Here is a 21,588-nt window from a genome sequence, read left to right as displayed (position 1 = left end):
CCTCATCCGGCGCGCGGCCCGGCCGCGCGCCGCAGGTCGTAGTCCACGGAAACGCCGCCCCAGGATTCACCGGCGCCGTAGGCGACCGCCCCCAGACGCCCGCGCGGAGGCAGCGCGGCGGCATCCAGTTCGTCGGCGAGGGCCAGCGGAATGGTCGCCGAGCAGGTGTTGGCGGAGTGCGCGATGCGATTGACGAAGGGCACGCCCAGATCGGCGGTGTGCAGCCGGATCTGCTCGAGGATTCGCCCATTGGCCTGATGCCCCACCAGCACAGAGGGTTTCGGGTCGACCTCGAACAAGCGCCGGGCGGACTCGCTCATCCTGCGGACCGCACGGTGGTAGACGGAGATTCCGTCCAGCTGGATGCCGCCGGCCGGGTCCTCCCGCATCAGCGCCGCGCCCGCGCCGTCGCCGCCCGCCACACAGTGGAAGGGCCGGAATTCGGCGCGGGCCGCGACCAGCACGGCGGCCGCGCCGTCGCCGAACAGGCAGGCGGTCTTGCGGTCGGTCCGGTCCACCACCGCGGACATGGCCTCGGCGGTGCACACCAGCACCGATCCGACCCGGCCGGAGTCGCACAGCGACAACGCGTTCACCAGACCGAAGACGAATCCGCAGCAGGCCGCGTTCAGATCCAGGGCCATGACCGATCCGGTCAGTCCGGCGCGCTCGGCGATCTCCTGCGCGATTCCCGGAATGCGCTGTCGCGCCGAGGTATTGATTACCAGCAGCGCCCCGATCGCGTTCTCGTCCGCGGTCCGTTCGATGACGGGAGCGCACGCGGCGGCGGCGAGCTCGGCCAGTGACCCGTCCGCGGGCAACCAGTGCCTGCCGGCAATGCCGGTGCGGCGGCGGATCCACTCGTCGGTCAGCCCGATCGCTTCGAACCGCTCATTGCCGATGAGCTCGCCCGGCCGCGCCACCGCGAGATCCACGATGCCGGAATTCATCGCGCCCCCGACTCTTCGCCGTCGTCCTCGGCGGCGAGGCGATACAGCGGCTGTCCGGGCCGGACGATGGAGCGCGCGTCCACGCACCGGGCGACGATCGACCCGGACCGTTCCGCGACGACATCGACTGCCGCCTTGTCGGTTTCGAGCACCGCCACCAGGTCGCCGCGCCGCACGCGCGCGCCGACGGCGACGCGCCATTCGATCAGCAGGGCCTCGTCCAGCCCGTGGCCGAGCGCCGGGACCGGTACGACCGCCGCGTGGGTATTCATCCGACCGCCTTCCGTATTTCCTCGATGATCCGTTCGACCCCGGGCACGTGGTCGTTCTCGAAATCGGCGGGCGGGTAACCGCCGCCCCGCGCCGCCACCCGGCGAATCGGGCCGCGCAAGTGATGAAAACCGTTCTCGCACACCATCGCCGCGATCTCCGCGCCGATGCCCGCGAACCCGGCCGCCTCGTGCACGATCAGCAATCGGCCGGTCCGGGCGACCGAGGTCAGAATGGCGTCGATGTCGATGGGCGATACCCAGCGCAGATCGATGACCTCGGCCTCCACGTCGGCCGCCGCCGCGGCCGTGAGCACATCGCAGGTCATGGCCCCGAAGGTCACGACCGTGAGATCCGCACCCGTGCGGGCGATGCGCGCGCCGGTCGCGGACTCCGCGCCGATGTCGGCGCGCTCGGGCAGCTCCCTGCGCCAGTACAACCGAATCGGCTCGTAGATCATGACCGGGCGGCCGAGACCCGCGGCGTGGCGCAGAATGCGCGCCGCGTCGCCGGGTGTGGACGGGCAGGCCACCGAAATCCCGGGCGCGTGCGCGAAGAACGCCTCGTTGGAATCGCTGTGGTGTTCGACGCCGCGGAATCCGCCGCCGCTGGGCACCCGCACGACGAGGTTGAGCGCCAGGTCGCCGTTCCACCGGTCGACCATTCGGCTCGCCTGGGTGACAAGCTGATTCGCCGCCGGGAAGACGAACCCGTCGAATTGGATCTCGCAGATGGGGACCAGCCCGGCCAGGGACATCCCGATGGCGCTGCCGATGATGCTGGACTCGGCCAGCACCGTATCGCGCACGCGGTCCGGCCCGAAACGCCGCCGCAGATCACGAGTAACCCGGAATACCCCGCCCAGCCGGCCGATGTCCTCGCCCAGCAGGACGGTGCGCGGATCATCGGTCAGCAGTCCGGCGAGGGTGGCATTGATGGCCTCGGCCAGGCATGGCGACCGCTTCTCGTTCAGCATTGATCCCTCCGCGATTGATACCTCCGCGCCAGCTCCCGCCGGGCGTGCGCGACCTCGGCGGCGACGGTGTCCAGCCATTCGCGGTCCACGACGCGCTCATCCAGCAGCCGCGCGGTGTAGGCGGCAACGGGGTCGGCGGCCTCGGCGCGCTCCATGTCATCCGCATCGCGATACAGCTGTTGCGCATCCGCGGTCGAATGCCCGCGCATGCGATCGACTTTCATTTCGAGGAGATAGGGCTGCCCGGTGCGGCGGACGCTCTCGGCGGCGCGCGCGGTGGCGCGGTGCACGATCTCGGGATCGCCGCCGTCGACGCGCGCGGCCCGGATGCCGAAACCACCGGCGCGCGCGGCCAGCGTGGTGGCCATCTGCTCGGCGACGGGTTTGGATATCGCCCACCCGTTGTTCTGGCACAGGAACAGCACCGGCGCCGATTCGACGGCGGCGAGGTTCAGCGCCTCGGACATATCCCCCTCACTGGTCGCTCCGTCGCCGACGTAGACCAGCACCGGCTCCGCATGCCCGCTCAGCCGCCTGCCCAGCGCATACCCGACCGCGTGCAGCGTCTGTGCGGCGAGCACCAGGGTGTAGGGAAAGAACCGCAGCTCGCGGGGCCGCCAGCCGCACAATGTGCGCCCGGCCCATTGCGCGACCAGTTCCTCCGGCCGCACCCCGCGCACCAGCGCCACCGCATGCTCGCGATAGCTGGGGAACACGACCGGATCGCTTCCGGCGCCGAACGCCGAACCGACCTGCGCGGCCTCCTGACCGCGGCAGGACAGCCACAGGTCCACCGCACCCTGCTTCTGCAGCAGGGTCGCCTCCTCGTCGATCCCGCGCGCGACGAGCATGGACCGCAGCAGCGACCGCCGTGTCCCCGTCTCGAGTTCGGTGCACGCCACCGTTCCGCCGGTCACCGCGCCATCTCGGTTGTGGGCAGCGTGGCTCGCCTGGTCTGCGTGGCGATCCCGGTGCGGACCGACGTCGATCCCCCGGGTCATGGCGCGACCTCGCAGCCGGGCGTCACGGCGGGGCGCGCGGCGGCAATGGACACCGTGCGTGTGGCATCCACGTGCAGCATGGATTGGGCCATGAGCAGTTGGCAGCCGAATACGGCCGCGCCGACACTGCCGAAAGACCTTCGGCACGAATCGATATCGAGGTGCGGCCCGGGGTCCGGCGGCGGTTCCGGCGGCGTCACGCGCATCCGGAACAAGCGGTCGTCCACACTGCCCGGCCGGAGCAGGAAGGCCGTGGCGGCCTCCGCGCAGGCCGGCCGGGCGGCCGGCGCGCAGGCGGCGAGCCGGTGCGGCGACAGTTCCTCGGCCACCACCAGCAGCGATGCCTCGATCATGTCGGCTTCGAACAGGGTGGTCAGGTAGCGCAGCGCGGTGAGACCGGCGGACTCGCCGCCCGCGATGGTGGTGTTGGCGCCGCGCAGCCGGTGTCGAATGGCGATCTGCCCGGCGGCGAAGTTCATGACCGCAGTCGGAAACCGGAGGGGTGGAACGTCATACGGCTTCTCCTCGAGCAGCGGGCGGCTCGCGAAGTCGGCAGCGGCCTCGAATCCCCCGATGGTCGTGCCCACCGTCACCCCGGTGCCGTCGGGGTCGATCTCGCGGCCCGCCAGGCAATCGCGCGCGGCGAGCAGCGCGAGCACGGCGGTGCGATCCAGCATGCCGAATCCCTTGCGTCCCAGCTCTTCCCTGGCATCGAACGGCGGCAGCGCGAGGTCGCCGCGCGGGGCCCCGGTGTAGTCCGCGCCGGGATCGAAGCCGAGACCGAATCGCGTGACCGCGCCGACGCTCTGACACGAGATCCACATCAGGCGGCTCCGAGGACGACAATGGCATTGTTGCCGCCGAAGGCGAACCCGTGGTTCTGCACCACGCGCAGCGCGGCGGGCTGCGCGGCGCCCGCCACCACATTCGGCAGGCCGAGGGCGGGATCGAGGCGGCGCAGGTTCGCGGTGGGCGGGCACTGCCCGCGCAGCAAGGCCAGCACGCAGGCCACGGCCCCGAACCCGGCGGCCGCGCCCATGGTGTGGCCGAGCATCGACTTGATCGAACTGACCGGCGGGGGTTGGCTTCCGAAGACATCGAGGATGGCCGCGGCCTCCGTCGCGTCATTGGCTCGGGTGCCGGTGCCGTGCGCGCAGATGTAGTCGATATCGCCGGGCGCTATCCCGGCGCGCCGGTGTGCCATGCGAATGCAGCGGGCGATGGAGTCGCGATCGGGCGCGGAGACGTGTGCGGCGTCGCAGTTCATGCCCGCGCCCAGCACGTAGGCGAGGATCTCGGCGCCGCGTGCGCGGGCGTGCGTCTCGGATTCCAGCACCAGCGCCACGCCGCCCTCGGCGGTGAGAATGCCCTGCCGGTCGGCGTCGAAGGGACGGCACACATCCGGGGCGAGCGCGCCGACCCGGAAGAATGCGGCGTGCGCCCACCGCACCACCGAGTCCGCGCCGCCCGCCACCACGATATCGGCGGCCCCCGACTCGATCAGCAATGCGCCGTAGGCGATCGAGTAGTTGCTCGCCGCACAGGCGGTGCCGAACAGATGGTCGGGGCCGGGTCCCGCGGCGATCTCCGTACGCACCGCGCGGGTGATGGCGGCGGGCGCCAGCCGGGCGGCGACCACGGGGCTCATATGGCCCGGTGTGGAGAGATAGAACTGCTCGGTCGCATGCTCGAGTTCCCGCGACTCGCCCTTCGTCGTGCCCATGCAGACCGTGGTGCGCGCGGCGGCCAGATCCGCACCCGACAGTCCGGCGTCCCGCACCGCCAGCCGCGCGGCGCTCGCGGCGAACAGCGAGGTTCTGCCGAAGTCCCGCTCCTCCACGTGTTCACAGATGTCGTCCGGCGCGAACCCCTTGACCTCCCCGGCCCGGTGGGTCCGGAATCCGGACGAGTCGAACGATTCGATCTCGCTGGTGCCGACGACACCGGCGAACAGGTTCCGTTCGAAGTCCGCCCGCCCGATGCCGATGCTCGAGACCGGGCCCAGGCCCGTGACGGCGACGCGGGTCACCGCGCATCCCAGCGGGCGTACGCGGCGACCACGTCGTACACGTGCACCAGGTTGTCCATTCGCTCGACCTCCGCGGTCGGGATCTCGACGCCGAACTCCTTGTCGATGCGGGACAGGATCTCGATGGCACTGAGCGAATCCGCGTCGTACTCCTCGCCGAACTGCCCTTCGTCGGTCAGTTCCTCCGGCTCGATCTCGAGGACCGCGGCGATCAGTCCGCGCAGGGTCTCGAGGCGGTCGGTCCGGCGCTCGATGGTATTGCCGTCCATTTTCTCTCCTTCGTCGATAGGTGTCATGCGGACCGGTCCGGACGCGGCCGGCCGGTTGCGCCGACGAGCGATTCGGCGACGACCATCAATTCGCCGTCGCACGTGGTGCGGCCGCTCATGAAGGCGACCCCGCCGATCTGCTTCGCTATGGCGATGTGATGGCACAGGACCTGTCCCGGCCGGGCGGACCCGAGAAACCGCACCCGCTCCGCCTTCCCGAACAGCAGGGTGGGATCGCCGGCTTCGGCGACCTCCACGCGGCGCAGCGAAACCCACAGCGCCGCACAGGTTTGCAGCATGGACTCGAGGACCAGCCCGGGTGGATAGGCGATGCCGCCGGTCGATTCGCACCGGCCGTAGCACGGTTCGACCGCGGTAATGCTCTTGTGCCCCACGGCCGTTCGCTCCGCGAGATCCAGATCGACCTGATCGACCAGCAGCATGGGCGGGCGGTGTGGCAGCACGCACCGCAGCGCTTTACCGGACAGGATCATGCCGAATCACCCGACAGGTGCAGGGTGAACGCTGTGGTCCCGTCCCGTGTGCGTCCGAGGAACCGGGTTCCGGCGCCGGACCGTGATCCGCGGATGGTGATCTCGTCGCCCGGCCGGATGGGCCTGAAGAAGCGCACCGAGCGCAGCGTGAAGCGGTCCGCGGCCGCGCCGGACAGCTCCGGAACCATCTTGAGGCACAGGTCGATCAGAAAGACGCCCGGATACACCGGGTCACCGGGAAAGTGCCCGGACAGATAGGGTTCGTCCGCGGCGATGCGCTTCACCAGCACGACCTCATCGCCCTCGCGGCGCAGCGAATCCGGGACGCCGGTGCACGAGGCGTAGGCGCTCACAGCCGGGTACCGCCGTCCACGACAATGGTCTGTCCGGTGATGTATCCGGCCCCCGCCGAATGCAGGAATGCGACCACGCTCGCGACATCACCGGGAACGCCCAACCGGCGCAGGGAGATCGACGAGGTGACGCGCTTGCGCTGCGTCTCGGTGAGTCCGGCGGTCATATCGGTGTCGATGAAGCCCGGCGCGACCGAATTGACCCGCACCCCCGATCTGCCGACCTCCTTGGCGAGAGATCGGGTGAACCCGTCCAGCCCGGCTTTGGCGGCGGCGTAGTTGGCCTGCCCCGCATTGCCGTGCACACCGGAGATACTGGAGATGTTCGTGACGACCCCGAAGCCGTTCCGCATGGCGGGATACACGAATTGCCTTGTCACATTGTAGGTTCCGGTCAGGTTGGTGCGCACGACGTCATCCCAGTTCGCATCGGGCATGAGGGCGAGCGGACCGTCCCGGGTCACGCCCGCGCAGTTGACGAGATCGGTGACCGCGCCCATCGTCTCGGTGATGCGGGCGAACACCTCCGCGACGCGGGCTCGGTCGGTGGTGTCGCACACCATCAACGCATTGCGCGAGTCGACGGCCCGGATCCGGTCCCGCACGGCCTCCGATGAATCCGTCTGCCGGACATGCAGTCCCACCGTCAGATATCCGGCGGCCGCCAACTCGCAGATGATCGCCGCACCGATTCCCCGGGAGGCGCCGGAGACGACGGCGACGCGGCCGGTCATGCCGCCACCACGGGAACCAGCACCCAGTCGAGATATCGCAGCACGGAGTCCATCTCGCCGGGGTCGACGGGATTCGCGATGGCGGCGATATGACCGTCCGGGCGCACCAGCACCAGCTTGGGGCCGTCGACGCGATAGGCGGCGTATGCCGCGGCCTCCTGCCGCGGCAGCACGTGGCAGGAGATCGCCGACGCGTACCGGGTGACCAGCAGCTCGGCCAGCTCCCCCGCCCGCGCGCTGCCGTCGACGCCGAAAAACAGAGCGTGATAACCAGTTCCGTGCGTCAAGTCCAGCACACTGCGCGCGCCGTCCGGACTCTCGGCCAGCGGCGCATAGGGTGCGCGGTCGCCCGGCCGCGGCCCCCGCCCGCGCGCGGTCGCGACGGCGGGACTGTCCCGGTAGGAGATCCACAACTGGGAGAACAGCTGGAAGAACAGTCGCCGCACCGGCGCCAGCCGGCTGACAATGCCGATGAGCCGGGTGGCGACGTGCGCACGCATCCACACGGCCACCGCATCGGTGGCGGTCTCCAGTTTGAAGCCGATATCGGTGCGCGCCAGCACGGTCGCCGCGATGGGGCGCCGCTCGACCTCATAGGTGTCCAACAGCCACGCCGGCGCCTGCCCATTGACCACCTGGGCGAGCTTCCACGCCAGGTTCACGGCGTCGCCGACACCGAGATTGAGTCCCTGCCCACCCGCCGGATTGTGGATGTGCGCGGCATCGCCGACGAGGAAGACGTTCCCGGCGCGGAAGCGCTGCGCGATCCGGCTGTGGAAGCGGAACATCGAGGCCCACACCACCTCTCGCAGCCGCGCGTCCACCCGGAAGTACTCGTCGAACCAGCGCTGCAGATCCGCGTGGTCGAGCGGCGCGTACGCCTCGTGGGTCGGGGCGCCGCCGGCGTCCGGGGCGCGGTGCAGACTCGGTGGCACCACGCCGAAGAGCCGGTAGCGTCCGCTGGCCAGCGGGAGCAGCCCGACAAAGCCGCCGGGGGTGAGATTGAGCCGCATCCCCTCGATGCCGAGGTCGACGTCGAGAGTGACATCGGCGAGCATGCCGCTCTGCGTGTAGGTTTCGCCGTCGAAGTCCAGTCCCAGCAGCCGCCGCACGGTGCTGCTCGCGCCGTCCGCGCCGACGACCCACCGCGCGGTCACCTCCACGGTGGTCCCGCCGCGTCGCGCGAGCACCCGCAGACCTTCGCTTGTTTCGATGAGATCCTGGACGGCACAACCCCATTCGATTTCCACCTGGTGCGCCGCGAGGGCGGCCACCAGCAGCTGTTCGGTCTCGGATTGCTCCAGCGCCAAGGCGTAGGGGAAACGCGTCCGATCGGCGGCGCCCGCGCCCGCCAAGGGCATCTCCCCCACCTGGCGGCCGGTTTCGTGCAGGGCCACATGGGTGATGGGCAGTCCCCGTGCCACGGCCTGCCCGGCGACGCCGAGGCGATCGAACAACTCCAGGGTGCGCGCGTGCACGATGGCGGCGCGCGCCTGCTCGACCGGACCGTGCTTGGGATCCAGGACGCGTACTCGAACTCCGTTCTGCGCCAGCAATAGTGCGGCGCACAGCCCGCTCGGGCCCGCTCCGGCGACGAGCACATCGCAATCGTGGTCGGCGTGCACGGCTTCGCTGTTCATTCGGTGACCCGCGTGAATTCGGTGCTCATGCGGCGAGTATTCCCAAGGGCCGGGGCGCACCACATCATGTGTTCGACGGCTCGGACACCGCCTCGGTGTGTAGTTTCGATATCCGGGTGAACGCCTGCCGCCGCGCCATATCCCGCATTCGCCCGCGGCCACCCCGCACGAGTGCGCGGTTTCCCGGTCCGGGCCGCTCTCGGCCCTGACGTCGCCGCGACGGCGGACGTACGTTCGCGGTATGACCACTCGAGCCGGTACGCCAGTGCCAGAATCCGAACCCTATTTCGACGACCTCGCCGAACTGTACGAGCGATTCACCCGGGTTCGCGATGCGGTCACCAGCCCGATCCGGAAATGGCTCATCGAGCAATTGCCGCCGGGCAGCCGGGCCCTCGACGCCGGCTGCGGCAGCGGCAACAACTGCGTACTGCTCACCGAACGCTACGACGAGGTCGTCGGCGTGGACATCGCCCAGCGCATGCTCGATATCGCGGCGGCGAAACCCAGCCGGGTTCCGGTGCGGTACGACTGCCGCAGCGCCCTCAGCCTCGACCCGGCCCAAGACGGCAGATTCGACCTGGTCATGTCGGTGAACGCGGTATTCCACATGGGTCCCGTACAGATGGTGCTGCCACGGCTGCGCGATCTGGTCGCGCCCGGCGGCCGGCTGATCGTCATCGACGTCACCCGCCCGGACGGCGCCCCGGCCGAGCTGCCGAGCTCCTACGCGTTCGATACCGCCCGCATCATCTACGAAGCCTCCGGCGATGTGGAGGCCGCCGTCGATTCCATGCGCATGATGCTGCATCCGCGCTGGCGGGAAATGAGCGCCACCTGCCTGCCGCTCACCGACTCCGAATTCACCCGCGAATACGCGGCGGCGCTGCCGGGCGTGCGGATCACTCCGAATCTGATTCCGACCATGACCGGCGCGGTGTGGGACGCGCCGTGAGCCGTCGAATTCCGGCGGGAAAGGAGGGTGCATGAGCGTCCTCGAAACACCGCGGCTGCATTTCTCCGGCGTCGCGGTGACGCGGCTGCCGACCGGGCCGCGCTCCGGACTACTGGATTTGGCCACCAATCGCGCGCTGACCGATGACGGGCCGTTTCCGCTGGATCGACCGGTCGGCGAATACGTCGAATTCCTGGAACGACGCGGCGAACACTGCGGGGGCAATGGGCACTTCTGGATCGACGCGGCGGTGACCGGCTGTGAGCGGGTGGCCGGGCTGGTGGACACCTCGGATCCGATCGTGGGGCGGCAGATCGATTTCTGGGGGCACTACTGCGAGTACACCGCGGGCACCGCCAATCGGTCCCGGGTCTTCGATGTGGATCCGGCCTCGAACTGGACCACCACGGTCATGGTCGGGCAACTGGCGCTGGGCAGGCTCGGGCGCTCGCACGAGGTCGGTTATCTGGTGACCGGCGACGTCGAGGGCTGCAGCCCGCCGCGCTGGCAGGACTTCGCCCATATTCGCGAGGTCGGCGAACATCCACTCGCACAATGGTTTCGGCGCTCAGTGGTATACCAGTTCACGGTACGCGGCGACGAGGATCTGCACTGGCTGGCGGGCGCCGCCGGCTCCCCGGTCCTGGCCGCGCTGCGGCAGCTCGTCGATTCGGGCTCCGCCGACGGCCTGGTGGTGCAGTTCGCGCTCACCAATATGGCCACGCCGACCGCTCCGGACGAGCCGGATCACTGGGATGTGCGCGGCACGGTCGGGCCGTGGCGGGCACACGAATTGCGGACCTATCCCGCCGGACGGCTGCTGAGCGCGACGGCAGGCGGGCCCGGCGGCGCGGCGGCCCCGCTGCACACCATGAGCGTGCGGATCGGCGACACCGAGGTGACCGCGAATCTCGTCACCGCGATTCGCGCCGGACACCGTGCCGCGCAACGCGGCCCGGGTCCCACCCATCGCGTCGTCCCGGCCGCCGATATCGGGGATCTCGAATTGCGCACGGCGCACGGAACACTCGTCGCCGTCATCCCGGCCGGCGCCTACGGGGACCGGGAGCTCGAACGAACCTCGGGCATCGTCACCGTGCCCCGCCTCGACGACGGGCGTGGTAATCCCGGTGCCGCGCTGCACATCTCCGCTGGGGGACGGGTGCTCCTGGAGGAGGTCGAGTCGGTCGTGCAGTCCGATGACGCGTGCCTGTTCCTGGAGCATCCCAACAGCCGCACCGGAGAGGACTTCGCGGTCGAGATTCCGCTGCGGTGCTATGTGCGCGGCGAACCCGCGCATGTCAGCGAGATTCACGTACGGCAGTTCTTCAATCCGCGCGCCCTGCCCCTCGATCCGGTCGCACAGGCTGCGGATGCCAGGCCGGAAGACATTGCCGTCGTGGCGTTCCGGGGCCCGGGTGACGCCGAGTACGCCGCCGAGTGCACCGTCGGCACGGATGCGCGCGGGCGTGCCGTGGTCACGGTCAAGGGCTTGCGGGGCGGGGCCGCCAGGGTGCTGCTGCAGCCGGGCGGCACGCCCTCCCCGCCCGCCGCCACGGCCACCGCGGCCTACGACAATGACGATGAGTTCGAATACTGGTCCGCCGCCGGTAGTCTCGCGGTGCGGGTGTTGCCCGACTACTGGCACCTCGACGAGCTGGCCGACGACGAGATCACCTTCGACGTGCTCTACCGCGAGGTGTTCGCGTACTACGAGCTGCTGTACTCGTTCATGCGCGCGGAGGTTTTCAGCCTCGCCGACGAGTTCAAGGTGGAACCGTACGCCCGGCTGATCTGGCACGTCAGCGACGCCCGCCATCGCGACCGCACCTTCTACATGCCGTCCACCCGCGACCTCGGCACACCGCAGATCCGGCTGCTGCTGCGCTATCTCGAAGCGGGCGAGGCGAAACGGCAGACGCCGCCCGCCCTGACCTCGCGCCGCCGCGAGATCGGCGTCATCACCACGCGGGAGGAGTTGCTGCGGGCGCTGGATCAGGCGCTGACCGTCGAATTGGCCGTCATGATCCAGTACCTGTACGCGGCGTACTCCATACCGACGCACGGTGCCGCGAAACAGTATGTGGCACAGGGTGAATGGAGTGCCGAGCAATTGGATCTCGCCTGCGGCCGCGGCGCCGGGACGCTGGCCAACGGCTGGCGCGGCGCGCTGCTGAACGTGGCCAGGGAGGAGATGATGCACTTCCTGGCGATCAACAACATTCTGATGGCCATGGGCCGCCCGTTCCATGTGCCGCGGCTGGATTTCGGCGCACTCAACGGCCAGGTGTGCGTACCGCTCGAATTCTCCTTGGAGCCCTTCGGTCTCGCTGCCGTGCAGCGGTTCGCCGCGCTGGAACAGCCCTTCGATCTGCTGCCCGCCCTCGCCGGGGATACCGGTGTGCCCGATGCGGCGCACGCGTACGGCTCGCTGAGCGAGCTGTACGCCGCCATTCGCGACGGCATTCAGCGCGTGCCGGGCGCGCTGGTCGCCCGCAAGGGCCACAGCGGCGGAACACATCACCTGTTCATGCGCGAATCCGTCAATGCCGTGCACCCGGACTATCAGCTGGCGGTCGACGATGTCGAGAGCGCGATGTTCGCCATCGATTTCGTGACCGAGCACGGGGAGGGCGGGAAGATCAGCTCGCTGCTACCCGCGGAGGAGTCGCACTTCGACACCTTCCTGCGCATCTCCGACGCGCTGGCCGTCGAGCGCACGAAAGACCCTGCGGGACGGCGTATCCCGTGGAACCCAGCCTACCCGGTGCTGCGCAATCCGACCCTGCGGGCCGGAGACGCCGCCAAGGATCTCGTCACGCATCCGCCCGCGCGGCTGGCAATGACCGTGTTCAACCGCTCGTATCAGCTGGCCATGCAGCTCATGGTGCAGCATTTCGGCTACTGCCCGGACAGCAATCTGCGGCGGTCGCGGCTGATGAATTGGTCTCTGGATCTGATGGTCGCGGTGCTGCGCCCCGTCGGCGAGCTGATCGTGACCCTGCCCTCCGGACGGCCGGGCCGCACGGCGGGGCCGTCCTTCGAGCTGGAGGGCGAATTGCTGTACATCCCGCGACCCGATGTCGCGATGGAATGCCTGGCGCGCGAGGCCGAGCAGATCGCCGGGCTGGCCCGGCAGTGCACCGGGCTGACGCCCGCGGTGGCGGACCTGCTGGCGTTTCTCGCCGGGCAGTTCCGGACCGCGGGCGCGGATATCCCCTGATCGGCGCGCCGGCACTCGTATTTCGGCACGCCGACAACTATTCGAGGAGTTCTTTCGGTGGAAATCGTTCGTCCCACACTGGCTCTCACCCGCGCCCAGCTGGGCCAGTGGCTGGCCGTGCCGCCGGCCGACGGCTCCGCGGGCACCGTCGCGCTCTGCGTCGAGATATCGGGCGCGGTCGATGCCCCGCTGCTGGAGCGCGCCTGTACGGACGAATTCACCGCGACCGGCACCGGATTGATCCGATTCGGCGAACGGGACGGCATTCCCTTCCAATGGCTGGCCGATTCCATCGGCCCGCCCATGCGCTCGCTGGACCTGACCGCCGACGCCGATCCGATCGCCGCGGCGCACCGGTGGATGCGCCGCGACCACACCGCGCCGCTGGCCATGATCGACAATCCGCTGACCTCGCTGGCATTGCTGAAAGTCGGTGTCGGGCACTACTTCTGGTACATGCGCTCGCATCACGCGGTGCTGGACGGGGTCGGCGGGCTGGGACTGGCGACGCGGATCGCCGACCGCTATTCGGCACTGGTCGCGGGCCGTGAACCCGCGCCCTATGGCGGCGTGTCCGCCGAGGACCTGCTGGACCTGGAGAACCGATATCGCGCCTCGGATCGCTTCCGCTCCGACCGCGACTACTGGTCCGGACGCCTGACCGAACTGCGACGGCCCAGCAGCGTCACCGCCGCGGAGTCCGGGCGGCCGGAAATCCGAGCGCACGGCGCCCTGCCCGCCGCACTGTGCACCCGGCTGGAGACCATGGCCGCCGAGGCTCGTACGAGTATCGCCCGGGTGCTGGTGGCGGCGCTGTGCGCATTCGAGGCGGCCATGACGGGCGAGCGCACCGGCGTCCTCTCCCTGGCCACCGCGCGGCGCACCACCGCGGCCCTGAGGCACTCCGGCGGCATGCTCGCCAATCTCGTGCCCGTCGGACTCGATTGCGGATTCCCGGTGACCCGCGACGAGCTGATCCGTGCCGCCACCGCCGAAGTGACGACGGCGCTGCGGCATTCCCGCTACCGGTACGAGGATATTCGCCGGGATGCCGGTGCGGCACAGGGTGATCGCGATGTCTTCGGGCCGACGGTCGATCTGCTGTTCTTCGACACCACCATCCGATTCGGCGAAACCCTCGGCAAAGTCCAGATTCTCACCGCGGGCCGCACCGAGGGCCTGCACATGGACATCTACCGCACCGGCCCCGATGCGCCGATCTCGGTGAACCTCATCGGTAATGCCGACCTGTACACCGAGCCCGATATCCGGCGGCGGCTGGATCGGCTCCTGCACTTCGTGTCCGAGTTCCTGACGCTGCCCGGCGACACGCCTCTCGGCCGTATCGAACTGCTCGGCCCCGCCGAGCGACGCCGGGTGCTGAGCCAGGGCATCGGCGCCGCGCTGGCCGATCCGGCGTCGGACTCGACCGTGCCGGCCATGTTCGCAGCGCGCGCGGCGGCGTGCCCGGACACCGTGGCGCTGCGCTACGCGGGAGAATCCCTGACCTACGGCGAGTTCGCTCGACAGGTGAACCGCCTGGCGCGATATCTGATCGCGCACGGGGTGGGACCGGGCACCGTGGCCGGAGTCGCCATGACCCGCTCGATCGATCTGCTGACCGGCATGTACGCGGTCCTGGCGGCCGGTGGCGCATACCTCCCGGTGGATCCCGCCCTACCGGCCGAGCGCATCGCGTACATGACCGAGACGGCGCGGCCGCTGTGCATCCTGACCACCGCCCGGGACCGGGCGCTCACCGCGGTGCCCGCGGCCGTGCGCACGGTGGAGATCGACCGCCTCGCCCTGCACGACTTCGCCGACACCCCGATCGGCGACGCCGAACGGATCGCGCCGCTCCGGCACGACGACCTCGCCTACCTCATCTTCACCTCGGGATCGACCGGAAAACCCAAGGGCGTCATGGTGACCCACGCCTCGATCACCGCCCAGCTCCGCTGGTTCCAGACCGAATATCCGGTCGAGCCCGGCGACGTCATGCTGCACAAGACCCCGATCACCTTCGACGTGTCGATCTGGGAACTGTTGTGGCCCATACTGTCCGGTGCCCGACTGGTCATCGCCGAACCGGACCGGCACGCCGACCCGCTGTACCTGGCCGCACTCATCGCCGCCGAGCGGGTGACGCTCGCACACTTCGTCCCCGCGGTGCTGGCGGTCTTCCTCACCGAATCCGATCCCGAATCCTGTCCCACCCTGCGCCAGGTCTTCTGCTCCGGCGAAGCCCTGCCCGCCGATCTGGCAGCCCGCCTGCGCGGGCGCCAGATCGCCGTGCACAACCTGTACGGCCCCACCGAGGCGACAGTCCACGTCACCTTCCATCCCGTCGGCGACGCCGATTCCGAACCGGTGCCGATCGGCGCGCCGGTGGCGGATACCCGTGCCTTCGTCCTGGACGCCTGGTTGCGGCCGGTGCCGCCCCGAGTTCCCGGCGAGCTGTACCTGTCGGGCATTCAACTGGCGCGCGGCTACGCGCAACGTCCGGGACTGACCGCGGATCGCTTCGTCGCCAACCCCTTCGAGCGCGATCAGCGCATGTACCGGACCGGCGACCTGGTCCGCTGGGGATCCTCGGGCGCGCTGGAATACTTGGGGCGCACGGACTTCCAGGTGAAGATACACGGAGTGCGCATCGAGCCCGGCGAGATCGAGGCCGTACTGTCCGATCACGAGGCGGTGGACCGGGCCGTGGTCATCGCGCACCGTCCGGATCGAGAGCGGGACGCCCAGCTGATCTGCTACATCCTGCCCGTCGCGCCGGCCGCGAACAGCCTCGGATCCGCGCCGCTGCCGGAGGCGCTCCGCGAATTCGCGGTGGATCGCTTGCCGCCGTATATGGTTCCGGCGCACTTCGTCGAACTGGCCGAGTGGCCCGTGACGGCGAACGGCAAGCTGAATCGAGCGGCCCTGCCCGCGCCGAAGACCGAGCGCGTCGCCTATCGCGCCCCCGCCGGTCCCGTGCAAGGGGCGCTGTGCGCGGTTTTCGCCGACGTGCTGGGAATCGACCGGGTCGGCGTGGACGACGACTTCTTCGCTCTGGGCGGCGACAGCATTCTGTCCACCCGGGTGGTGGCACGAGCTCGTGCCCGCGGACTGACATTCACCCCGCGCGATGTGCTCGAACAGCGGACCGCGGCGGCCCTGGCGCAGGTGACCTCCGAAGGCGACACCGCCCCGGCGCTGGCCGAAATCACCGGCGGCGGTGTCGGAGACATGGCGCTGGCGCCGGTGGCGCGTTGGCTGATGGACCTGGGCGGCAGCATCGACCGCTTCCACCTCTCGGTCCTGGTGCGGCTGCCGGGCGGTATCGACCGTGCGGGCCTGACAGCCACCCTGCAGGCGGTGCTGGACCGGCACGACATGCTGCGCGCCCGCCTGCGCCGCACCGGGACCGGGGCCCGGCCGGACTGGCGGCTCATCGCGGATCCGCCCGGATCGGTGGACGCGGCCGCCCTGCTGCGCCAGGTGACGGTGGGCGACGATTCGGCGCCCCTCGGCGAGGTATGGGAATCGGCTGTGGCCGAACTGGATCCGCACACGGGCGCGGTCCTGCGCGCAGTCTGGCTCGACAGCGGCCCCGAGCGCCCCGGCAGGCTGCTGCTGGTCGCCCACCACCTGGTGCTCGACGGGGTGTCCGCACGGATCGTCATCGAGGAATTGGCGGCGGCCTGGTCGCAGGTAGCGGCGGGAGCCACACCGGTGCTGGACGCGGCAGGCACCTCCATGCGCACCTGGATGCACGCCCTGGAAACCGAGGCCCGCTCCCCCGCCCGCACCGCCGAACTACCCATGTGGCAGTCGATGCTCGACGGCCCCGACCCCCTCCCCGGCCTCCGCCCCCTGAACCCCGCGATCGACATCACCTCCCGATGCAGCCGAGTCCACGCGGGAGTCGACCCCCGGGTGACCGCAGCCATCCTCGGCGAGGTCCCCGCCGCCCTCGACGCCGAAGTCAGCGAGGTCCTCATGGCCACCCTGGGAGTGGCCGTGGCCCAATGGCATCGCCGCTACCACCGCGACATCCCATCCGTGCTGCTCCGGCTGGTCGGCCACGGCCGCGAGGAGCAGATCGCCGGAGCCGACCTGTCCCGCACCGTCGGCTGGTTCAACACCATGTTCCCCATGCGCGTCGACCTCTCCACTATCGACATCGCTGCCGCCGCCGCGGGAGGGCCGGAAATCGCAACGGTCGTAGCCGGCGTCCGCAGACGCCTCCACGCAATCCCCGACAAGGGCATCGGCTACCCCCTGCTCCGCTATCTCAACCCCGACACCGCCCGCCACCTCCCCACCGCCATGCCCGGCCAAATCTGTTTCAACTACCTGGGCCAGATCCGCACCGGCACGAACTCCTCCGCCCCCTGGACCCAGATAACCGAATCCTTCTACAACGCCATGCCCGACCCCGACCTCACCGTTGCCGCCCCTCTCGACATCACCGCCATCGTCCTGGACGGCGCCCTGGTCGCCGAACTCCGCTTCCCCGAAACCCTCCTCGACCCCGCCGACATCCAACACCTGGCCAACGACTGGACAACCGTCCTCTCAGCCCTGGCCCGATCCATCACCTCCCCCCGACCAGATCCGAGAGCATGACCACGCGACCCGGGAGGTTCGCCACGGCAGTCCGCCACAGTCGCAGAACAGCCGGACCTATCGTGACAGCGGCTGTGGCGGACCGACCGCGGCTTCCAGGAGGCGCGCCGCGGGCGAGGCGGACTCTCATCGGCGGTTCCGGCGGTTGGCGGTCTGGTCGCGCAGGGTGTCGACGGCCCACCAGGTGAGTCGTCCGGCGAGGGACATGTAGAGGAAGAGCGCCAGGTAGACCAGGATCGCGCCGTAGTCGTCGGCCCAGCCGGGCATCCGGTTCAGGTTGGCGAACGCCACGATCAGCAACACCAATCCGAGGACGAGCCCGCCGACCGCGACGACGGTCGGGTTCAACGGTTGCGGCGCGGCGTCGGCACGCGGTGGGGCGACGGTTTCGGCGGCGGGAGTGGTATCGGTCATCGGCGTCGGACCTTCCTGAACAAGCGCACTACAGCGGACAGCAAAAGCGTGGGAGATGGTGACCGAGGCGTTCGGGCCGATCGACAGCCCCGGGCCCGGGGTTACGCCGTTGGAGGCGTAGACGGCGCAGCCGGTCTGTGACCGCCGGTGGAATCATCCTCACGCAACCAACCCCACATTCAGCAACTTTTCAGCAAATCGCGGTTAGGCTGACACGCTCCCGGTTCTCGACGCCAGGGTATTGAGATGCCCATCACATGATCGGTTGCGTCGGGCGTAGGTCACCAACCGCTGATGCGTTGTGCGAAATATGCTGAGCAACAATATGTTCCGCAGCGGAGTATCCGGCCGCCCGACGGCGCGGCTGGTCGTGTGTCCGGATTGTCATGGCGGCGGAGAGGCACGGACCCCGATTTGGGGCAGATTCGACCCTTTTCTGTGACTGAAGTAGCGTGCCGTCACATGAGCGATGATCTGAAGGGCAAGGGCGCGCTGGTCAGTGGCGCGAGCCGGGGTATCGGGTTTGCGGTGGCGGCGGAGCTGCTGGGACGGGGGGCCAGTGTGTTGATCACGGCCCGGAAGCCGGAGCCGTTGGCGGAGGCGGCTGAGCGGCTGCGGGGGCTGGGGCATCCGGGGAAGGTTGTCGCGGTGGCGGGGAATTCCGGGGATGCGGGGGCTCGGGCCGAGCAGGTGGCTGCTGCGGTGGCGGAGTTCGGGTCGTTGGATATTTTGATCAACAACACGGGGATCAATCCGGTTTACGGGTCGTTGATGGATGCGGATCTGGAGGCGGTGCGGAAGATCTTCGATGTGAATGTTGTTGCGGCGCTCGGGTATATCCAGGAGGCGTACAAGGCTTGGATGCGGGATAACGGCGGGTCCGTCATTAATCTGGCGAGCGTTGCCGGGATCCGGTCTACGGGGGTGATTGCCGCCTATGGGGCGTCGAAGGCTGCGCTTATTCGGCTGACCGAGGAGCTTGCGTGGCAGTTGGGACCGAGGATTCGGGTCAATGCCGTCGCGCCCGGGGTTGTCAAGACCAAGTTCGCGGATGCGCTGTATTCGGCGGATGAGGAGGCGGCGGCGAATGCTTATCCGATGAAGCGGTTGGGGTCGCCGGAGGATGTGGCGGCGTTGGTGGGGTTCCTGGCTTCGGATGCGGCGGGGTGGATCACCGGGGAGACGGTGCGGGTGGATGGGGGGTTGCTGGCTACGGGGGGCATTTGATCCAGGCGGAAGATACAGCGGGTGCCGGTGTAGATGGTGGGCATGCACTGGTTGCAGTGGACGCAGGCGGAGCGGGTGGTCGCGTCGGATCGGATGCGGTGCAGGAGGTTCGGTTCGCGGAGGAGGGCGCGGGCCATGGCCACGAAGTCGAAGCCTTCGATGCGGGCCAGGCGCATGCTGTCCAGGTCGGTGATGCCGCCGAGGAGGATCAGTGGCATGGACAGTTCGCGGCGGAAGTGGCGGGCGCGTTCGAGGAGGTAGGCGTCGCGGTAGGGGTACTCCTTCAGGAAGGCGCGGCCGGCGGCGCGGAAGCCCCAGCGGGCCGCGGGGGGAAGGACTTTCGCGAATTCACGGCGGGGGGCCTCGCCGTGGAAGAGCAGCATCGGGTTGAGCAGGGAGCTGCCGGCGGTGAGTTCGAGGGCGTCGAGCGCGCCGTCGGACTCCAGCCAGGCGGCCACGCGCAGGGATTCGGGGACGGTCAGGCCGCCCCGAATGCCGTCTTCCATATTGAGTTTCGCGATGACGGCCAGGCGGTTCCCTACCGCGGCGCGGACGGCGCGGGCGATCTCGCGGGGGAAGCGGGCGCGGGCGGCGGGTGAGCCGCCGTAGCCGTCGGTGCGGCGGTTGAGCAGGGGGCTCAGGAATGAGCTGGCCAGATAGTTGTGGCCGAAATGGATTTCGATGGCGTCGAAGCCGCTGTCGGCGGCCAGGCGGGCGGCTGCGGCGTGGGCTTCGACGAGGTCGGCGATCTCGGGTTCGGTGGGAACTCGCATGGGGCGCATGCCGAGTGGGCTGAACATGCGGCTCGGGGCAAGGGCGGGAAGACGATTGGAGGCCGCATTGGCGACCGGTCCGGCGTGGCCGATCTGCGCGCTGGCCGCCGCGCCCTCGGCGTGCACGGCGTCGGTCAGTCGACGAAGTCCCGGTACGGCTTCCGGGCGCATCCAGATTTGATGGCGGTCGGTGCGGCCGTCGGGGGCGACCGCGCAGTAGGCGACCGTGGTCATACCGACGCCGCCTGCCGCCACCTCGCGGTGGAAGTGGATGAGTTCGTCGGTGACCAGCGCGTCGGGGGTGCGGCCTTCGAAGGTCGCCGCCTTGATCACCCTGTTGCGCACGGTGATCGGGCCCAGCCGTGCCGGGGCGAAGACGTCGTCGTTCATGCGTTCCCTACTCTCGTTCGGGCGCGGAGAGCCCGGCGATCACGAAGGCCTTCAGCGATTCGACCGCCGGCTCCGACACCTCCCGCTCCGCGCTGCCGAACCGCGTGATGATCAGGTCGAAGGCCAGCTGCCAGCGCCGCCGGCTCTCCTGTTTGCTCAGCTCCGGCAGCAGCGGCACCCAGGAATCCAGGCGGAACCACGGCTGCTGCCAGCTGGTCGCGTGCCGGCCGAGCACGAACCCGGCCAGCAGCCGCAGATGCAGCCGCCCGATCGGATCGCCGGCCAGTTCCACGAACGGTTCGATCACCGCGTCGACGATCGCGGGCACCCGCGCCCGCTCGGCCGTCACCGCCGCCAGCCGCTCGGCCCACAGCGGCCCGAGCCGGTCCTCCAGCAAAGCCCCGACCAGCGCGTCCTTCGACCCGAAGTGATAGTGCACCGCGGCGGGATTCGCCCCGGCCTCGGTGCACACGCCGCGCACCGACACCTCGTCGTAGGAGCGCGTCAGCAGCAGCCGCTCGGCGGCGGCCAGCAGCCGCTCACGGGTATCGAGGGAGATCCGGTCCGGCATGCCGTTCAGTGAACCACGTCTCAATCAATGATTCAATCATTGATTGAATTTCTGACCAGCCTGCCCGGCACCTACCCCCCGCGCGCCTGACGGCGATCCGCGGACCAATCGGCGAAGCTGTCGAGATCAACCAGCGGCCCTGCGAGCCGGGCCGAGACGAAAGGTGCGCGATCATGCGAGTCGTTGCCGAAATACTGGTCGGGCTGCTTGCCGCGCTTCACCTCTACATCCTGGTGATGGAGATGTTCCTGTGGACCACGCCGCGGGTCCGGGCCACCTTCGGCACCACGGTGGAATTCGCCGAGGAGTCCAAGGTCATGGCGGCCAATCAGGGCCTCTACAACGGATTCCTCGCGGCGGGCCTGATCTGGGGGTTGATCGCCGCCGATCCGGTCGGCCGCGCCGCGCAGATCTTCTTCTCCGCGTGCGTGGTGGTCGCCGGGTTGTACGGCGCGGCGACCGCGAGCCGCCGGATTCTGGTGGCGCAGGCCCTGCCCGGTGCGCTCACACTCGCCGCGGTGCTGCTGGCCGGATAGCACGTTTTGGGGAGCTTCACAGGCGCGTGGGCCCGCGTTTGTGGAAGGTGCGAGTCTTGGCTCCCGTTGATCGAAATCCCTTGCGGTACAACTACGATCGATCGTCGTCGAGGCTGCTCGAATCAGGCGGGCGGCACGGACAGTCGTAGCCGCGGCGCCCGTCGCC

The 21,588-nt window shown here is 69.5% G+C and carries 18 protein-coding genes and 1 pseudogene; 5 read left to right on the top strand and 14 right to left on the bottom strand.

The features are described from left to right. Nucleotides 1–2: 2 nt before the first annotated feature. The 11 genes from ACYQ5L_RS16710 to ACYQ5L_RS16660 form a co-directional block, all read right to left on the bottom strand. On the bottom strand, nucleotides 3–950 hold the full coding sequence (locus ACYQ5L_RS16710; protein ID WP_459958617.1) for a 3-oxoacyl-[acyl-carrier-protein] synthase III C-terminal domain-containing protein: 948 nt from the start codon (nucleotides 948–950) through the stop codon (nucleotides 3–5). Continuing rightward, nucleotides 947–1,222: a lipoyl domain-containing protein gene (locus tag ACYQ5L_RS16705; protein WP_379195442.1), complete on the bottom strand. Its 276-nt coding sequence runs from the start codon at nucleotides 1,220–1,222 to the stop codon at nucleotides 947–949. Before ACYQ5L_RS16705 ends, ACYQ5L_RS16710 begins: the two co-directional genes overlap by 4 nt. Beyond that, the gene (locus tag ACYQ5L_RS16700; protein ID WP_459958613.1) at nucleotides 1,219–2,196 is read right to left on the bottom strand and encodes an alpha-ketoacid dehydrogenase subunit beta; all 978 of its coding nucleotides are present in this window, start codon (nucleotides 2,194–2,196) and stop codon (nucleotides 1,219–1,221) included. Before ACYQ5L_RS16700 ends, ACYQ5L_RS16705 begins: the two co-directional genes overlap by 4 nt. Next, nucleotides 2,190–3,113, bottom strand: coding sequence for a thiamine pyrophosphate-dependent dehydrogenase E1 component subunit alpha (locus ACYQ5L_RS16695; RefSeq protein ID WP_459958610.1), 924 nt, complete (start codon nucleotides 3,111–3,113; stop codon nucleotides 2,190–2,192). Before ACYQ5L_RS16695 ends, ACYQ5L_RS16700 begins: the two co-directional genes overlap by 7 nt. A gap of 80 nt (nucleotides 3,114–3,193) precedes the next feature. Beyond that, nucleotides 3,194–4,021 carry a beta-ketoacyl synthase N-terminal-like domain-containing protein gene (locus tag ACYQ5L_RS16690; protein ID WP_459958608.1) on the bottom strand — a complete coding sequence of 276 codons (828 nt, stop codon included), beginning with the start codon at nucleotides 4,019–4,021 and terminating at the stop codon, nucleotides 3,194–3,196. Continuing rightward, complete coding sequence (locus tag ACYQ5L_RS16685; RefSeq protein ID WP_459958605.1) at nucleotides 4,021–5,226, bottom strand: beta-ketoacyl-[acyl-carrier-protein] synthase family protein; 1,206 nt, start codon at nucleotides 5,224–5,226, stop codon at nucleotides 4,021–4,023. The genes ACYQ5L_RS16690 and ACYQ5L_RS16685 overlap by 1 nt, the downstream gene beginning before the upstream one ends. Further along, the gene (locus tag ACYQ5L_RS16680; RefSeq protein WP_379195433.1) at nucleotides 5,223–5,495 is read right to left on the bottom strand and encodes an acyl carrier protein; all 273 of its coding nucleotides are present in this window, start codon (nucleotides 5,493–5,495) and stop codon (nucleotides 5,223–5,225) included. Before ACYQ5L_RS16680 ends, ACYQ5L_RS16685 begins: the two co-directional genes overlap by 4 nt. Nucleotides 5,496–5,518: 23 nt before the next feature. Next, entirely contained in the window at nucleotides 5,519–5,989 is a 471-nt protein-coding gene (locus ACYQ5L_RS16675) for a 3-hydroxyacyl-ACP dehydratase FabZ family protein (RefSeq protein ID WP_459958602.1), read from the bottom strand. Continuing rightward, nucleotides 5,986–6,342, bottom strand: coding sequence for a 3-hydroxyacyl-ACP dehydratase FabZ family protein (locus ACYQ5L_RS16670; RefSeq protein ID WP_459958599.1), 357 nt, complete (start codon nucleotides 6,340–6,342; stop codon nucleotides 5,986–5,988). Before ACYQ5L_RS16670 ends, ACYQ5L_RS16675 begins: the two co-directional genes overlap by 4 nt. Next, on the bottom strand, nucleotides 6,339–7,076 hold the full coding sequence (gene fabG / locus ACYQ5L_RS16665; protein ID WP_459958596.1) for a 3-oxoacyl-ACP reductase FabG: 738 nt from the start codon (nucleotides 7,074–7,076) through the stop codon (nucleotides 6,339–6,341). Before fabG ends, ACYQ5L_RS16670 begins: the two co-directional genes overlap by 4 nt. Beyond that, complete coding sequence (locus ACYQ5L_RS16660; protein ID WP_459958593.1) at nucleotides 7,073–8,716, bottom strand: FAD-dependent monooxygenase; 1,644 nt, start codon at nucleotides 8,714–8,716, stop codon at nucleotides 7,073–7,075. Before ACYQ5L_RS16660 ends, fabG begins: the two co-directional genes overlap by 4 nt. 241 nt (nucleotides 8,717–8,957) lie before the next feature. Between ACYQ5L_RS16660 and ACYQ5L_RS16655 the strand changes: the two genes are divergently transcribed. From ACYQ5L_RS16655 to ACYQ5L_RS16645, 3 genes are read left to right on the top strand one after another with little or no spacing between them, the layout of a single operon-like run. Then, a complete protein-coding gene (locus ACYQ5L_RS16655; RefSeq protein WP_459958589.1) occupies nucleotides 8,958–9,671 on the top strand; it encodes a class I SAM-dependent methyltransferase in 714 nt (237 codons plus the stop codon). Nucleotides 9,672–9,702: 31 nt separating this feature from the next. After that, nucleotides 9,703–12,894 carry a ferritin-like domain-containing protein gene (locus ACYQ5L_RS16650; RefSeq protein ID WP_459958587.1) on the top strand — a complete coding sequence of 1,064 codons (3,192 nt, stop codon included), beginning with the start codon at nucleotides 9,703–9,705 and terminating at the stop codon, nucleotides 12,892–12,894. A 57-nt stretch (nucleotides 12,895–12,951) separates the two neighbouring features. Next, on the top strand, nucleotides 12,952–17,511 hold the full coding sequence (locus ACYQ5L_RS16645) for an amino acid adenylation domain-containing protein (protein WP_459958582.1): 4,560 nt from the start codon (nucleotides 12,952–12,954) through the stop codon (nucleotides 17,509–17,511). A 126-nt stretch (nucleotides 17,512–17,637) separates the two neighbouring features. Here ACYQ5L_RS16645 and ACYQ5L_RS16640 read toward each other — a convergent pair whose 3' ends face one another. Beyond that, a complete protein-coding gene (locus ACYQ5L_RS16640) occupies nucleotides 17,638–17,925 on the bottom strand; it encodes a hypothetical protein (RefSeq protein WP_459958579.1) in 288 nt (95 codons plus the stop codon). Nucleotides 17,926–18,387: 462 nt separating this feature from the next. Here ACYQ5L_RS16640 and ACYQ5L_RS16635 point away from each other — a divergent pair, with 462 nt between their 5' ends. Beyond that, on the top strand, nucleotides 18,388–19,152 hold the full coding sequence (locus ACYQ5L_RS16635) for an SDR family oxidoreductase (protein ID WP_459958575.1): 765 nt from the start codon (nucleotides 18,388–18,390) through the stop codon (nucleotides 19,150–19,152). Nucleotides 19,153–19,163: 11 nt separating this feature from the next. Here the strand turns inward: ACYQ5L_RS16635 and ACYQ5L_RS16630 are convergent. Both ACYQ5L_RS16630 and ACYQ5L_RS16625 read right to left on the bottom strand, forming a co-directional pair. Continuing rightward, nucleotides 19,164–20,315, bottom strand: a pseudogene (locus ACYQ5L_RS16630) (NADH:flavin oxidoreductase); the annotation flags it as partial. A 7-nt stretch (nucleotides 20,316–20,322) separates the two neighbouring features. Beyond that, nucleotides 20,323–20,886 (bottom strand): TetR family transcriptional regulator, encoded by a 564-nt coding sequence (locus ACYQ5L_RS16625; RefSeq protein WP_459958572.1) that lies wholly within the window; start codon nucleotides 20,884–20,886, stop codon nucleotides 20,323–20,325. Nucleotides 20,887–21,059: 173 nt separating this feature from the next. Between ACYQ5L_RS16625 and ACYQ5L_RS16620 the strand changes: the two genes are divergently transcribed. Further along, complete coding sequence (locus tag ACYQ5L_RS16620) at nucleotides 21,060–21,422, top strand: DUF1304 domain-containing protein (protein WP_459958569.1); 363 nt, start codon at nucleotides 21,060–21,062, stop codon at nucleotides 21,420–21,422. Nucleotides 21,423–21,588: the final 166 nt, after the last annotated feature.

This window comes from Nocardia sp. IFM 10818, assembly GCF_054655275.1.
This window is presented reverse-complemented; position numbering and strand designations above follow the sequence as displayed.